This is a genomic window from Pseudomonas sp. GL-R-26 (genome assembly GCF_019947365.1).
Classification (GTDB): Bacteria; Pseudomonadota; Gammaproteobacteria; order Pseudomonadales; family Pseudomonadaceae; genus Aquipseudomonas.
Genome location: NZ_JAGYGI010000056.1, coordinates 1 through 15,988, shown reverse-complemented (window position 1 = coordinate 15,988; position 15,988 = coordinate 1). Strand labels below are relative to the sequence as shown.

The 15,988-nt window shown below is 59.7% G+C and carries 8 protein-coding genes, 2 rRNA genes and 1 pseudogene; 4 read left to right on the top strand and 7 right to left on the bottom strand.

Translation table 11 applies throughout. The features are described from left to right. Nucleotides 1–6: 6 nt before the first annotated feature. Both rrf (KGA96_RS28980) and rrf (KGA96_RS28975) read left to right on the top strand, forming a co-directional pair. Nucleotides 7–122, top strand: a 5S ribosomal RNA gene (rrf, locus tag KGA96_RS28980). A gap of 108 nt (nucleotides 123–230) precedes the next feature. Then, nucleotides 231–346: ribosomal RNA gene (rrf, locus tag KGA96_RS28975) — 5S ribosomal RNA — on the top strand. Nucleotides 347–451: 105 nt separating this feature from the next. Here the strand turns inward: rrf (KGA96_RS28975) and KGA96_RS28970 are convergent. The 5 genes from KGA96_RS28970 to KGA96_RS28950 all read right to left on the bottom strand — a co-directional run bounded on the left by KGA96_RS28970 (nucleotide 452) and on the right by KGA96_RS28950 (nucleotide 7,504). Further along, a complete protein-coding gene (locus KGA96_RS28970) occupies nucleotides 452–919 on the bottom strand; it encodes an SRPBCC family protein (protein WP_046037012.1) in 468 nt (155 codons plus the stop codon). Between the two features lie 22 nt (nucleotides 920–941). Further along, nucleotides 942–4,352 carry a non-ribosomal peptide synthetase gene (locus KGA96_RS28965; protein ID WP_223515964.1) on the bottom strand — a complete coding sequence of 1,137 codons (3,411 nt, stop codon included), beginning with the start codon at nucleotides 4,350–4,352 and terminating at the stop codon, nucleotides 942–944. Nucleotides 4,353–4,365: 13 nt separating this feature from the next. Beyond that, a complete protein-coding gene (locus tag KGA96_RS28960; protein WP_046037010.1) occupies nucleotides 4,366–5,295 on the bottom strand; it encodes a diiron oxygenase in 930 nt (309 codons plus the stop codon). After that, nucleotides 5,292–6,068, bottom strand: coding sequence for a DUF3050 domain-containing protein (locus KGA96_RS28955; RefSeq protein WP_046037009.1), 777 nt, complete (start codon nucleotides 6,066–6,068; stop codon nucleotides 5,292–5,294). The genes KGA96_RS28960 and KGA96_RS28955 overlap by 4 nt, the downstream gene beginning before the upstream one ends. A 725-nt stretch (nucleotides 6,069–6,793) precedes the next feature. Beyond that, nucleotides 6,794–7,504: a GntR family transcriptional regulator gene (locus KGA96_RS28950; RefSeq protein ID WP_223515960.1), complete on the bottom strand. Its 711-nt coding sequence runs from the start codon at nucleotides 7,502–7,504 to the stop codon at nucleotides 6,794–6,796. A 196-nt stretch (nucleotides 7,505–7,700) separates the two neighbouring features. Here KGA96_RS28950 and lapG point away from each other — a divergent pair, with 196 nt between their 5' ends. Continuing rightward, nucleotides 7,701–8,393, top strand: coding sequence for a cysteine protease LapG (lapG, locus tag KGA96_RS28945; protein WP_046037006.1), 693 nt, complete (start codon nucleotides 7,701–7,703; stop codon nucleotides 8,391–8,393). A gap of 14 nt (nucleotides 8,394–8,407) precedes the next feature. Then, nucleotides 8,408–10,354, top strand: coding sequence for a cyclic di-GMP receptor LapD (gene lapD / locus KGA96_RS28940; RefSeq protein WP_046037005.1), 1,947 nt, complete (start codon nucleotides 8,408–8,410; stop codon nucleotides 10,352–10,354). A gap of 82 nt (nucleotides 10,355–10,436) precedes the next feature. Here lapD and KGA96_RS28935 read toward each other — a convergent pair whose 3' ends face one another. After that, a complete protein-coding gene (locus KGA96_RS28935) occupies nucleotides 10,437–10,775 on the bottom strand; it encodes a hypothetical protein (protein WP_046037004.1) in 339 nt (112 codons plus the stop codon). A 146-nt stretch (nucleotides 10,776–10,921) separates the two neighbouring features. Further along, nucleotides 10,922–15,988, bottom strand: a pseudogene (locus KGA96_RS28930) (LapA family giant adhesin); the annotation flags it as partial.

The following is a 15,988-nucleotide window of genomic DNA, read 5'->3' as shown; positions in this document are numbered from 1 at the left end:
GAATTTCTTGACGACCATAGAGCGTTGGAACCACCTGATCCCATCCCGAACTCAGCAGTGAAACGATGCATCGCCGATGGTAGTGTGGGGTTTCCCCATGTGAGAGTAGGTCATCGTCAAGATTAAATTCCGAAACCCCTATCTGCGTATGCAGGTAGGGGTTTTGTTTTAGTAGAAGTCACCAGTTTTCACTGGCACGTTAAAGTTCTAACGGGCCGGTCACAGAATTTCTTGACGACCATAGAGCGTTGGAACCACCTGATCCCATCCCGAACTCAGCAGTGAAACGATGCATCGCCGATGGTAGTGTGGGGTTTCCCCATGTGAGAGTAGGTCATCGTCAAGATTAAATTCCAAAACCCCTGTCTGCTAACGCAGACAGGGGTTTTGTCGTTTCAGGGGTACTGAAAAGCCCGTTGTGGAGCCTCTCCACAACGGGCTTTTTCACGTCTTACGCAAACAGTCTCAGCACATTGTTCATCGCATCATCGGCAAAACCCTGTACGAAGTCCTTGAAGCCCGGCAGCGCCTCGGCGCCACCCTGCGCCGGCTCGGCGATGATGGTCCAGGTGGCTCGGGACTTGCCCGCATCCAGTGGTTCAACGCTCATCGCAGCCCACAGATTGGCCACACCCAGGGTGTTGTAGATGGTTGTCCAGGTCATGTGCCGTGCCAGGTCATCCCGGGAGTTGAGCTGCTCGACCACGAGGTTGCCATCCTTGAAAAACTTTTTGCGCAGCGATGACACGCCTTCGCCGGTCATCTCGATGTGCGACAGAGCCGGGATGAAGCGATCGAAACCGGCAAAGTTGCCGACTATGGCCCATACCTGCGCAGCATCGGCGGGCACCTCCACCGAGGACGCCACGTGGCAGCCTTGAGGGTTTTTGATCAGGGTATCGGGTTGCAGAGTGCTCATGGTTTTGCTCCGTTGGGTTGAGTCAGATGAAATTGATTTCTTTGAGGTAGTCGCAGCCGCGACGCAGCAGCGCCGGGGACTTTTGCGGGTAGTGCGCGCCCATTAACCGAACACCGGCCTGGGCGTTGTCGTGACCGATCATCGAGATATCGCCGATGTCCTCTTCGAAGCCGTTGAGGTAAAACCCCAGCACGCCGAACAACGCGTTGTCGCTGTCGACCCGACCCAGTTGCTGCTGCCAGTCGGTGACGCTGACCATCGCGAATTCGCGTCCCGCATCGCGGAAGGACGCCACGTAGTTGTCCCAGCTCAAGGGCTCGGGGTTGTGCAGGTTGAATACCGCTTGTTCGGGTTGATAACGACTGGCGTGGAAGGCGATGAATCGGGCGAGAAAGTCCACCGGCATCAAGTCGAAGTTCAAGGCGAACTCCGGCACCTGTCCCAGCTGGATCGAGCCCTTGAGCATCAGCATCAGGCGATTCTTGTGCGGCTGGCACACGCCCGTGAGGCTGTTGAAACTGATGTTTCCGGGGCGGTAGAGATTGACCCGCACCCCAAGCTCCCGGGCCCGTTCGAGGATTCGCTCGCCGACCCATTTGGACAGGTTGTAGCCGTTCTTGATGTAGATCGGTGGCGTCGGTGCGGCCGGCAACTCAAGCACTCGGCCGTCGGCAGATATCGTGCTGGAGGCCGAGAGCGTCGAGACGAAGTTGAAGATTTTTTTGCTGCGTCCTTCGCACAGGCGCAAGCATTCGAAAATCGGTTCGACGTTGTCCCGGGCCAGCGACTCGTAATCGAGGACGTGATTGACGTTGGCCGCGTTATGCACCAGAGCGCCAAACTCCTGATCCAGTCGCTGGTAAACCTCGGGCGCCAAACCGAGTTCCGGCCGCGTGATGTCTGCCGCGTAAACCCGCACCCGGCTCATATCCAGATGCTCCAGACGGTTCTCCCGCAATGCCTGGGCAAAGCGCTCGTCCGCCGATTGCCCGTTGCCGTCGCGAACCAGGCAGGCGACTTCGCTGGCACCCCAGGCCAGCAACGCTTCGACGATGTGTACACCGACAAAACTGTTGGCACCGGTGACGATCACCTTGTGCACATCGCCCATGCGGCTGACGGGCAGCGGTTGAACATCCAGTTCGCGGAAGGCATCGCGCATGGCCTGTTCGCTCAGCACTTCTTCACTGCCGGAGCCGCGCACCAGTGTTGCCAGTTTCGCGAGGGTGGGCAGTTCGATGAAGCGGTTGATCGAGATGCTGCGCCCGAACTCTTCACGCAGTCGCAGGAGCATGCGCGACAGCAGGATCGAGTGCCCGCCCAGGTTGAAGAAGCTTTCGTCGGTGGAGATGTCGCTCGCCGGCAACTCTAGCAACTCGGCCCAGACCTCCAGCAGCAGGGCCTCATCGGCGCTGGCGGGCGGACGTCGAGGAGGGTGCTCGGTGACGTTGAGCGGTAGATCCAGGAGCGCCTTGCGGTCGACCTTGCCATTACTGGCGTAGGGCATGGCTGTCAGCTCGGTCCATGCAACGGGGTGCATGTAGTCCGGCAGGTGCTGCGTCGCGTGGGCCTTCAGCGCTTGGCGAGCGGTACCGGGAAGGTCCTCCCGAGGCGGGGCAACGAAAGCCAGAATCCGCCGCTGGCTATCGATGACCACGGCAACCTGGCGGTACAACTGGCTGTCGCGCAGGCAGCGCTCAATCTCTTCAGGCTCGACCCGGAAGCCGCGAATCTTCACCTGATTATCACGCCGACCGCACAGCTCGATCCCTTCAGTCGTCCACTTCGCCATGTCCCCGGTGCGATAGACGCGCAGGGTCCGGCCATCAGGCAAGTTCAGGTCCAGATAGCGCTCAGCGGTTTGCTGCGGATTGTTCAGGTAACCAAGGCACACGCCCGGGCCGGCGATGTACAACTCGCCGACAGTCTGTTCGGCCATCGGTTGAAAGTCGTCATCGAGGATCAACACCTGGCTGTTGGCGATTGGAGCGCCCAGAGAACGGTTGTTGTCGCCTGCCTGGAGTTTGCGCGCGGTAATCAGCACCGTGGCTTCGGTGGGCCCGTAGAGGTTGTAGAGCTTGCCCTGGCGGCTCAGTTGTTCGATGACCCACGGCTCGCAGACATCGCCGCCGGTTATCACGTGATCCAGGCACTGCAATTGCTCCAGCGGCAGGATGCTCAACAAGGCCGGGGGCAAAAAGGCGTGGCTCAGTTGCCGATGACGAATCAGCTCCACCAGTTGCAGGGGATCGCGGCGTTGGTCATCGCCGGGTACGATCAGTTCAGCGCCCTGCAACAGGGTGGGGAAGATGTCGATCAGCGATGAGTCGAATCCCAACGAAGAAAACTGCAGCACCCGGCTCTGGCGGGTCACCTGCACATAGTCGGCGTACCAGTGGGTGAAGTGCGCGAGGTTGGCCTGGCTGAGCAGCACGCCCTTCGGATGGCCGGTGGTACCCGAGGTGTAGAGCGCCATGCAGGGCGCATTGAGGTCGGGGCGTTGGCGCATCAACGGTTGAGAGAGGTCTGCTTCATGGGCGTCGATGCGGCTGATGTCCAGTCCTGGCATCTCGTCCGCCAGGGGATGCTCGCCGTCATGCAGCAACAACACCGCGCCGGCATTCGACAGGATGTACTGCTGACGTTGCAACGGATGGCTCGGCTCCAGCGGCAAGTACACCGCGCCGCTGCCCAGGATCGCCAGGATTCCCGCATATAGCGCACTGCATTTGGGCAGGCAGATCCCGATGACGACCGGGCCTTGATGCTGCTCCAGCAGCGGTCGCAGACGTTGCTCGATGGCGCGGCTGTGGGCGTGCAACTGGCGATAGTCGAGGGTGTTGCCGTCGACACTCAAGGCCGGATGGTCGGCGCTCTGGATGCATTGTTGTTCCAGACTTTCGATCATCGGCGTTAGCGCGAGTTGCTGCAGTCGTGGGTCGGCGGTGGCGTTGAGGCGATGCACGAACGCGAGGTTTTCCAGGAACCGCAGGCTCTCGATGCGCTCGAAGCGGACAGGTGCGGCGGGTTCGGCGAATCGAAAATAGTCGGCATCGCGCGAGTAGCGGCTGACCAGCAGCGCCACATGGTCAACCAGTGCTGCCATGGCCTGCATACGCAACGCCTGGCCGTTACCCGACGGTTCATCGGCGATGGGTACACGGCTCAGCAGCGTTGAACCATGCCAGCACAACAGGTCCAGCGATGGCAGGCTGGACGCCTGCGGCAGGCCAAGCCCCAACTGCAAGGTCAGTCGTGGCGCCTGACAGGCGAGCAGAGGTGACGTGCCATCGTCGATCAGTAGATCCGCAGGCCCCGGCATTTCGTCGAGTGCGGATATCCGCGTCAGTGAGTGACCGTGTTGTTCGAGTTCCAATGCCAGGTCGGTCAGGGCCTGGCTTTGTCCGGTAAGCAAGATGTCGAGACGTCTCATGATGGGCTCCTCGTCAAACCAGGTAGTCGCTGAGGGCGGTTTGTACGCACGGCGAATCGAGCAGCGAACTGCTGTGGAAAAACCGCACAATGTTGGCCACCAGCGGGTGATGGCGATTGATCGGGAAAGCCAGTGCCGATATTTCGCTCTTGAGTGCGTGGCGCGCCGCGTCGTTGATCTGCAATGCGTCGATCAGGCGGAAGTCGAAGGATTTCTGGATGTCGTTGGTCAGGTAATGAGCAATGAACACCGGCAGGATCTGCGCGATGCACTGGCGGTCTTCTGCACTTGCGGCATGCCAGTAGATGCGTACCAGCCGCGCCCAAAAACCGGAATGGCGCCCCTCGTCCAGCAAGTGATCGGCCATCAGGCCCTTGATCGATTGCTTGACCGTGTCGTCCTTGGCGAACGCGGCGACATCACCGGTCACCGTGTTTTCGGCGATGGCCACGCAGATCAGTTCTACTGCGCTACGCAGGTGCTCCGGTGCGAGCGCCACGGCTGCCGGTATCGCCCGGCTCAGCTCGATCTCATCCGGTAACTCAATGGGGGTGATGCCGGTCATGGCGATGGTCTGTTGCATGAAATCCATCGCCACCAGCGCGTGGTAGTCCTCGTCCACCACCACAGTCATGGCGTCGTAGCGGCAGGCGAACGGGAACTCGACCGCGAAGCGGTTCTTGGCGATGCTGCGGGCGGTTTTGTCGACGATCTCGGTTTCGAAGATCACCACATCGTTGATGAACTTGTAGAGGGTCTGCACCAGGGCGAAGTCGCGCTGTTCCGGGCATTGGCGTAGAAAGGTTTCGCTCAGCACCAACGCTTGGCGGCTCAAGGGGTAGATCAGTTTGTCGTCGTTCTCCAGCACGCGGCGCGGGCGGGTGCGGATGGTCGCGCGGCTCTCCCAGGCGTCGGCGAAGGATTGGTAGTCGGTGGCGTTCATGCGCTCACCTCCACGACGGATTCGTTCATGCTCAGGCGCAATCCGTCCCACAGGGCGATACGACTTTCCACGGCAGCGATGGCGCTGGCGTACACGTCTTCTTGCCGTTGCTGGTCGCTATCGACCAGTCGCGACAGGAGCTTTTCCGCTGCCGGGCCGTGGTTCTCGGAATCGACCTCTATGTGCCGTTCGAGGTAATACCGGAAAGTCGGCGCCTGTTCGATGCCGATACCCCAATCGTCGAGGATGCGCTGGAACATCCGCGGGATAACGCTCTCGCGACCGTGCAGAAACGCCGCCGCAACACTGTGGCCCGGCGCATGCAGTGCGGTGTGTAGCGTATGGCGGACGAAATTGGCGGCAGCCGGATCGACCTTGACGCTCTGCAAGGCCACGTCGTAGCTCACGCCTTCTTGCTGCAGGGCCACGAAGCGTTCGATGGCAACGGTGCACGCGCCGACCTCGCGCATTGCATCCAGGTACAACTCGAAGTGGCTGTAATGACCCTGGGCCGGACGATCATCCGACTCCTCACCCAGTACGATCTCGTTGATCAATCTCGCGGCCTGGTGATCCTGCGGTGGCAACCAGGGCAGTCGCACGCAGGTCAGCTCCTGTTGCAGGCGTTTGGTCAGCGACATGAAGTCCCATACGGCAAACACGTGGGTTTCCATGAAGCGTCGCAGGACCGGCAGCGAATGTATTTCAGAGAAGATCGGGTGTTCGCCAAGTTCGGATTTTTTTTGAAGCAGACGTTCTTTAGTTGGTTTCATGGATGAGCCTGTAAATGATCCGGGGTGAGAAGTAATCAAGCACTGAAGTTCGCTGGAAGTTTTCTTCTGGCGAACGGGTACCTCAACTTAATTGATCTTTTTCAGTGCCATGGATGCCGAGTAACTGAGGCGTTACTGCCGCTTGTGGCTGGCGGCGAAGAAAAACTAATACACATATAAAGTCTTGATCAAGTTGTTTTGTTGTTATTTCAATATTCAACTTTTTCGAAGATGATAAGTTCCAATAAAACTTTTTATATTGGTTTTATTCTGGCGTAGTTACTCCTTCCGGCTTATATAAGTCAGAATTGAATAAAGAGTGAATGCCTCACTCGAAGTAACTTCTTTACGGGCTTCGTTGGGGGTGTCTAAGGGGGTGGAAGCGGGTCGCGAGTGATGCCGATCCTTCCGTTCCCGTGATGAGGCTCCTTCCTTCGCTTCTCGGGGCAGGGACTGCTCCATTCGCACGGAGCGTCACCCGTTTTTTGTCCTGGTTATCCAGAGTGGGCGTAAATCGAGGTGGCCGCCATTACTGAGGCATTACGCAAACGTTGCAATGGTCGGGTTTCAAGGCGGCGGGGCGTTGGGGCGCGGTATGGCGCCGCAAGGGCGGTGTGGTATGGAGGCGGGGGATTTGTAATCAAATTATTCGCGGGGCATTTGGGGGGAATGCGCGGCAAGCGGGGCGAACCCTTCGGCAGGTTCCCCGCGCTTGCCGCCGCGGGCTACTTCGACCTGTTCCTGGCCTGGACTTCAGGGCTGTTGAGGTAGCGCGTAATGACCTCGACCCCTCGGTTCAAATGATGTTCGAGCAGCTGCACGGAGCGTTCGACATCCCGGTCTTCGGCTGCCTGCAACAGTACCTTGTGGTCATCCTGGGACAGTTTGCCAAGGCCCATGGCTTCCAGGTTGAAGCGCAGGAACCGCTCTTCTTCGTTCAGGCCGTCTTCGACCAGTTTCAACAGCCGACGATTCGGCGCCTGGCTGTAAAGCGCCATGTGGAACAGGCGATTAAGCCGACCGATTTCGGTGTAGTCACTTTCCGTTTCCAGTTCGTCGATGTAGCGGGCAGCCACTTCGAGATCTTCGTCCCGAAGCAGTGGCACCGAAAGACGCAGGGCTTCGGATTCCAGCAGGATGCGTAGCGCGTAGGTTTCCATGGCATCGCCCTGGACCAGCGGCGCGACCACGGCGCCCTTATGGGCAATCACGTTGAGCAACGATTGTGCTTCGAGTTGGCGCAAGGCTTCGCGTACGGGCATGCGGCTGACACCGAACAGGTCGGCGAGGTCTTGCTGGCGCAGGGCCGCACCGCAAGGAATGCGCCCGTCGAGTATGGCCGCGCGCAGGGTTTCTTCGATCACCGAGCGTGCCATGTGTGCGGGAATCGGCCCGTTGACCTTGATACTGCTGAGAGGGTTGGGCTTTTGTGTCACTAAACGCACCCTGATTGATGGAATATTTTTGGATCCAAGTGACACTAGTAACTGACTGACTGCTTGTCAAACAAGCTCTCGAGTGCCTTTCTTGCAGTTTAGCGCGCCGCCAGTGATCTCACCGTGCCATTGTCTTTTTCCGGTCTAACCTTCACCATTCGAACGACTCCCTCCTGCCTATCCAGGATGCCTCGCATTGGCGGCAAGTTTAACGATCCCCCGGGCTTTACGCTGGTTGTGCAGTGCATTGCTGCTGGCTGGCGTGATGCTGGGCAGCTTGAGCGCCGATTGGGATTTTTCCCTGATCAGCCGGCGGGCGCAGGTATTGTACGGACCTTTGGGAGAAGGTCAGCAACGCATTAATGATTGGCAATACTTATTGACTAGCCAGAAGCAGATCGGCGAGCTGGAACAACTCAATGTGGTCAATCGCTTCTTCAACAAACAGCTGCGATACGTCGAAGACATCGATCTGTGGCATGAAGTCGACTACTGGGAAACCCCGATCGAGGCCCTCTGGAAAGGCGCCGGCGACTGTGAAGACTACGCTATCGCCAAGTACTTCAGTCTGCGCCACCTCGGTGTAGCCAGTGAAAAGCTGCGTATTACCTATGTCAAGGCACTGACCCAAAACCGCGCGCACATGGTGCTGACTTACTACGCGAACCCTGAAGCCGAGCCCCTGGTGCTCGACAGCCTGATTGATGCAATCAAGCCGGCCAGCCAACGAAAGGATTTGCTGCCGGTCTACTCTTTCAATGCGGAAGGGATGTGGTTACCGGGCGCCAAGGGCAATAAAAAGGTCGGCGATACCAAACGCCTTTCGCGTTGGCAGGATGTGTTGAAAAAAATGCAGGCCGAAGGATTCTCGGTCGAGACGACTAACTAGGAGCACATGCTCAGATGTCTTTGTTCAAACAGCTGTTGATTGCTATCTGTCTGTTCCTGGTGGTCGCCTTCACCGGCAGTTTCATGGTCAGTCTGGAGAGCTCGCGTACTCAGTACGTCAACCAGTTGCGCTCCCATGCCCAGGACGCCGCGACGGCGCTGGCGCTTTCCCTGACACCGAACATCGACGACCCGGCGATGGTCGAGTTGCTGGTCAGCTCGATTTTCGACAGCGGTTACTACGCGAGCATCCGCGTGGTCGATCTGAAGACCGACCAGACCCTGGTCGAGCGCACGGGCATTCCTGCGGTCAACAGCGTTCCGGACTGGTTCGTCAAACTGATCGGCCTGGAGCCCGCCGGTGGTGATGCGATCGTCAGTCGTGGCTGGGAGCAGGCTGCCAGGGTCGAGGTGGTCAGCCACCCGATGTTCGCGCTGGCCAAGTTGTGGCAAAGCGCTTTAGGCAGCCTGGGTTGGTTGCTGCTGTGTGGCGCGGTCAGTGCGGTACTCGGCGCGTTGTTGCTGCGTCAGCAATTGAGGCCGCTGGATTACATGGTCAAGCAATCCCACGCCATCGCCCGTCGGGAATTCCTCAGCCTGCCGGAACTGCCTCGTACCCCCGAACTTCGCCGGGTAGTGCAGGCCATGAACCAGATGGTCGAGAAGCTCAAGGCGCTGTTCCAGGAGCAGGCCGAACGCAGTGAAAAGCTACGGGTCGAGTCCTATCAGGACTCGTTGACCGGGTTAGCCAACCGGCGTTATTTCGAGATGCAACTGAATGCGCGGGTAAGCAATCCGGAGCAGGCCAGTTCCGGTTACCTGCTGCTGTTGCGGGTCAAGGATCTGGCCGGCCTCAACCAGCGTCTCGGTGGTCAGCGCACCGATGAAGTGCTCAAGGCCGTCGGCGAGCAACTGTCTCGCGAGTGCGCCAAATACCCGGAAACACAGAACCTGGTCACCCGTATCCGTGGCGGCGAATTTGCCGTACTGGCACCGGGGCTGGTGCGTGCAGAAGCGCTGCAATTGGCACAGAACCTCGACAGCGCCTTGGCCAGTCTTCACGCTACCGGCGCCACCGATGTGGCTGCCGTGGCGTCTATCGGCCTGGCGCCTTTCACTCACGGCGACTCCCCCCAAGCCGTGCTCAGCCTCGGCGACCAGGCGCTGGCGCAGGCCGAAGGCCAGGGCGAGCAGAACTGGGCCTGTATCGAGCACAGTCTCGCGGCCAGTGTCGGCGACGATCACCACGCCTGGCACCTGATGCTCGACCAGGCGCTGACACAGCGACGTTTCGAGCTGTATTTCCAACCGGTAGTGGCCGCCCAGGACACGCAACTGGTGCTGCACTACAAAGTGTTGTCGCGACTGCTCGACGAACACGGCCAGACCATCCCCGCAGGGCGTTTTCTGCCTTGGCTGGAGCGCTTCGGCTGGACCGCACGCCTGGATCGGCTGATGCTCGAACGGGTGCTGGAGCAAATGAGCGGGCATGAGGAGTCGCTGGCGCTGAACCTATCGTCGGCTACCCTGGCCGACCCGCAGGCGCAAAACAAAATCTTCGAGATACTGCGCGCGCACTCCAACCTCGGCCCGCGTCTGACCCTGGAAATTGGCGAAGAGCAACTGCCTGACCAGTCGGTGCTGGAGCAACTGACCCGGCGCCTGCGCGAACTCGGATTCTCCCTGAGTCTGCAACGTTTTGGTGGCCGCTTCAGCATGATCGGCAACCTGGCACGGCTGGGTCTGGCGTACCTGAAAATCGATGGCAGCTACATTCGGTCGATCGATCTGGAGAGTGACAAACGCCTGTTCATCGAAGCGATCCAGCGAGCGGCACACAGCATTGATCTGCCGCTGATTGCCGAGCGGGTCGAAACTGAAGGCGAGTTGTCGGTGATTCGCGAGATGGGGCTATACGGTGTGCAGGGCCAGTTGTTCGGCGAGCCAAAGCCCTGGAAGTAACTCTTTAGAGCTGGGTTGTCAGTGATGCCGTCATCGCGGGCTTGCCCGCGATGAGGTTGGAACAGCCACTGAAGATCAATGATCAGATCAACCCGGTCTCTTCATCATCGATCAATTGGCTCAAGCCACCCAAGGCTTCACGGGCCTGGTTTCGGTCCATGAGCTTGGCCTGGGCCGCCGTCGGCAGGTCGGTGACGCGGATCACGCCTTTCTGGGTCAGCACCTGAATCAAGTCATCGAGTACCCGGATCATTTCCAGGTCACTTTGCTTGAGCTGTTTGAGGCTGTTCTCCACAGCCGCGTTGGCAAACCAGGCCTGGATCTCATGATTGTCGGCCGCCAGCGTTTCCGTGGCCTCGGTGTAGGCGGCGGGTTCCACGCGTACCAACAGGCCCTGCGCATCGCGTTGCACGTAAAACATTGAGCATCCCTCGGAATTGAACCAGCGTCGTGCTGTCAGCAGCATAGGTCAACTGCACGCCAGTATGTGGCGCAGCGACGAAATCGTCACCGGGCAGTGGACGCAAACGTGACGGCCGCCCCATAAGGAGCGGCCGTTTTCGTGCATCAGCTGTTGTTGTGATCGACCTTGATGGTCGGGTCGCTACCGGCAATCAGGTTGTGCAAGTTGGCGCTAGACCAGTTGTTGCCTTCCAGCTTGATCGTCACGTCCGGCGTGGCGGCTGCGGCGTTGCCCGAGTTGAACTGGCCGGCCGAGCTGACCTGCAGCGACGACACGCCATCGACCGTGCTGATCTTCAGGAAATTGTCGATGGTGCTGCCGGTTTCGCCCTGCAACAGATCACGCAGGTCGATCCGGTCGCCTTCGCTGGCCTTGAAGTCCTTGATCACGTCGTTGCCGGTGTCGCCCGCTTTCCAGACGAAGGTATCACCGCCGGAACCACCGATCAGGATGTCGTTGCCGGTGCCGCCGAGCAGGATGTCATTGCCCTTGCCACCGTCGAGGTTGTCGTTACCACCCGAGCCGAACAGAATGTCATTGCCCGCACCGCCCAGCAGGGTGTCGTTGCCGTCATGGGCACCGGACACATCGAACGCAGTGTAATGCTCGGTGATGTACTGGTGCACGTTGCTGGTGGTGACTTTGCTCACGTCCACGCCGGATTGCTGCGCCACGAAGGCTTGCATGGCCTGGTAACCCTCGCCGGCAATGCCGTTGAAGCTCACCAGGTCACCGAACAGGATGTCGTTGCCTTCGCCACCGCTGACGTTGTCGTGACCCGGCATCGTCGCTTCGGTGTGGCCGATGATCGTATTGGCCAGATCCTTCGGATCGATGTTGGTTTGTGGTGTTTGATTCGAGTCGTACGGCTTCAGGTCGTTGAGGCTCACTCCGTTGTTGAGGCCAATGGCCTCGACATTCGACAGATTGCTCAGCAGTGCAAAGCTGCCGGTGGAGTTGCTGGTGGTGTCCCAGTCGGTGCTGTTGCCGTCGCCGTCACGACCCGAGAACTCGTAGGTGCCGTCACCCTGGGCATGCAGATACCCGAAGTCCTTGGATGACCAGCTGCCTCCGTTGCCATTGCCGTTGCCGTTGCCGCTCTTGGTCCAGACCGTCACTTGGCCCGAGGCGCTAATGTCGATCTGGTGCGTGCTGTCGGGGAACAGGCTGATCGCTTTACCCAGCTGATAGTTGCTGGTTGTGACCAGGCTATCGAGCGTGGTGCTGCCATACAGGGTCGGGTTGGTCGACTCGCCGCTCTGGTAGTAAGTCGGCTTGCCGTCAGTAATGAAATACGTGAGATTCTTCGCCCCGGTATTGTCCACGGCGCTCGCACTCTGGAACCAGTTGGCCGTGGTTTTGAACACGTCCTCGTAGTTGGTGCCGCCGCCGGACGACATCGAGTCCAGAGTCGCCTTCAACTGAGTCAGCGCATTCGAGTCATTGAGGTTCACCGACACCGACTTGTTCACCTGGGTGTCGAAGTCCACCAGGAAGATGTTCACCGTACCCGAGTTGCTGCCCAGGCTTTGCTTGAGGGTGTTGAACACCGACGTCAGCGAGTCCTTGGCCGAGCTGATCGACGACGAACTCATACTGCCGGAGCTGTCGACCATGAACGCGATGTTGTAGTTGGTGCCCGGCACCACGGTCAGGCCGCCGATGTCGGCGACGATGATGTCATTGCCGTCGGTGCCGGTGACGGTGTCATCGGCCGCGGTGGCGGTGACGGCGTTGTAGGTCGCCGGGAACACGGTCACAGGGATCTGCGAAGTGCTGCTGGCCGAACCACCCAGGACCTCGGTGGAGGTCGAGGTCACGGTCAGGTTGAATTGGCCGTTGTAGTACGGTGGCGGAGTAACGGTCAGAGAGCCGAGACTCCAGCCTGTCACATTGGCCTCGCCATTGGTCGCTGTGACCGTGAAGGTATGTCCCGCGCTGTCGGTGAGTACCGAGCCGACCGGCATGCCGCTGATCTTCAGGCTCAGGCTTTCCGAGCCGTCGGTGTCGGTCAGCGCGGTGGTGATGGCGGACAATTTCACACTGGTGCCTTCGGCGCCGGTATTGAGTTTGTAACCGTCGTAGTAGCCTTCGCCATTGGTGCCGTGCAAGTCGGACACGGTCACGCCGGCATTCACCAGATCCGACACACCGGTGTAAATCGGTACGCCGGCACTGCTCAGATCGATCGGCGTGCTGCCATTGACCGACAGGTTGACGTCATAGCTGCCCGGGCCGCTCTGGTTGTGGTGGTAGATGTCCAGGGTGTAGTAGCCGCTGGTGGTCGGGGTGTACGAACCATTGAGGTTGCCGCCCGCGCCCCAGGTAATCGCAGCGACGTTCTTGCCGCCGATGGTCACCAACAGGCTGTCATCACCGACACCGCTGAAGGTGTAGGTCTTGCCGGCTTCGAGGTAGATCAGGCCGGAGGTTTTCGAGGCCGTGCCGGCGGTCACGCTACCGTCGGACTGCACATTGGTCACGGTGCCTTTGGAGTTCGGTGTGCCAGCGGCGTCGATCACGTTTTTCAGCGTGGTCGAATCCGCGCCGTTACCGCTGGTGCCCAGGCCCGACAGACCGGTCCAGACTTCCTTGATCAACCCGGTGGACCTTACGCTGTTGTCGGCAACGCTCAGGGTCGGGGCATCCGCCACCGGAGTGATGTCGATCTTGATCGTGCCGGTGTTGCCCAGCGTCTGGCCGTCGGTTGGCTGGAACTGGAGTTGCGCGTAGTCCGCCTGCTTGTTACCCAGATTGGTACCGCCGTATCCGTCCACGCCCGACTCGTTGGCATCCGGCATGAAGCGCAGTTTGCCCGCGTCGATATCAGTCTTGCTGAACGTCTGGTCGGCGGCGACATCTTTCCAGGTCGAACCGTCCAGGTACTGCAGTTTGCCCTCGCCCGGCAGCTGGGTGATTTTCACGCCCAGGTTGGTGGCCGGACTGTCGACGTCGCTGACGCCGAAGGTCGACCAGCCGAGGATCAGCGGCGTGTCTTCGGTGCCGGTGACGTTGACCGGTGCTGCGACCGGTGCGTCATTGACGGCCACCACGTTGACCGTGGTGGTCGCGGTGTTGGAGTAGTTGCTGCCATCGGTCACCGTCACGGTGATGGTGCGCGGCACGGTGCTCGGATCTTCACTGTTGTTGGTGAAGGTGATGTTCTTGATCTGCTGCATGTAGTCGGCCAGCGTCGCGTTACCCGACAGGGTCAGGGTGACGGTGCCATTGGTGCTGTTGGCATTGATGGTGATGCCGTTGACGCTGTTGCCCAGGTTCAGCGCATCGCCGTCCTGACGGTTGGTCAGCACGATGGTCGCGCCGGTCAGCTTGGTGCTGTCCGGATCGGTGATGCTCAGGTCAGTGTCGGCGATCGACACGCCCGCACCCGGGGTGTTCTCTGTGAAGGTCACCTTGTAATCGGCCCCGGTGGCGCCGCTGGAGTTGTTGGCGTCGAGGTCCAGTACTGGCGGTGCATCGTTGTCGATGATCGAAGTATTGACGCTGCCGTTGGACGTGCTGATCGCCAGGTTCTCGAAGTTGCCGCCGGTGGCCGAGTCGATCTTGACCACGAAGTTTTCGGTGTTTTCGGTGATCCGGTCATCGATGGTCGAAATGTCGAATGGCACGCTGCTGGCATTCGCCGGGATCTTGACCGTCGTCACACCGGTGAAGTCCTCACCATTGGCTGCGGTGCCGGAGTAGGTCAGGGTTACGGTCACTTCACCGTGAGCCGGGTTGGTCAGCGAGAGGGTGTAATGCGCTGTCTGACCCTCGACGACAGATGTATCACCCGAGATGCTGATAGTGGTGACGTCACCGGTGTTGGCCGGCGTATTCGGCGTGCCCGAACCTGCTTCGTCGGTGACAGTGGTGGTGAACTGGTCCTTGCCCAGGGTCAGCTTCTCGAAATTGTCAGCGCCGCTGACCGATTCCAGTTTGTTGACGATGGACGGCTGGCCGCCGGTGTAGACGTCATCCTTGGCGATGATGGTGGCGGAAGCGGAGGTCCCGTTCGCTGGAACAGTCACCTTCGTGCCGTCGGACAGGGTGAACTCCAACGGACCGTGGTTATTGATCGGCAGACCGGCCGCGTTGGTCAGGGTCACGGTGTAAGTCACCGAACCGCCTTCAGCCACGGTGGATTTGTCCACGGTCAGGGTGGCGATGACTTCGCTGACGGTGTCAGTGATGGCCACGTTAGCCGCCGTGCCGTCGATCACCAGGTTTTCGAAGGTCTTGCCGGTGACGCTGGCCGAATCGACGGTCAGGCTCAGGTTGCTTGGGTCGTTGTAGACGTCTTCGCCCTGCACTGGCGCGGTGTAGATGGCCGACAATTTGCCGGCTTCAATGGTGACTGTGTCGCCATTGCTCAGGGTGACCTTGAGGTCGTGATCGAGCTTCTGGTCGACCTTGACGGTGAAGGTCGGCGCGAGGTTTTCCTGCACATCGCCGTTGCTGGCGATGCTCACCGTGACCTTGTCACCCTGGCCCGATGGCTCATCGGTGACAGTGGTGGTGAACTGGTCTTTGCCCAGGGTCAATTTCTCGAAATTGTCCGCGCCGCTGACCGATTCCAGTTTGTTGACGATGGACGGCTGGCCGCCGGTGTAGACGTCATCCTTGGCGATGATGGTGGCGGAACCGGTCGCGGTATTGGCTGGAACGGTGACTTTTGAGCCATCGGACAGCGTGAATTCCAACGGACCGTGGTTATTGATCGGCAGACCGGCCGCGTTGGTCAGGGTCACGGTGTAGGTGACTTGACCACCTTCAGCCACGGCGGATTTGTCCACGGTCAAAGTGGCAATGACTTCGCTGACGGTGTCAGTGATGGCCACGTTAGCCGCCGTGCCGTCGATCACCAGGTTTTCGAAGGTCTTGCCGGTGACGCTGGCCGAATCGACGGTCAGGCTCAGGTTGCTTGGGTCGTTGTAGACGTCTTCGCCCTGCACTGGCGCGGTGTAGATGGCCGACAATTTGCCGGCTTCAATGGTGACTGTGTCGCCATTGCTCAGGGTGACCTTGAGGTCGTGATCGAGCTTCTGGTCGACCTTGACGGTGAAGGTCGGCGCGAGGTTTTCCTGCACATCGCCGTTGCTGGCGATGCTCACCGTGACCTTGTCACCCTGGCCCGATGGCTCATCGGTGACAGTGGTGGTGAACTGGTC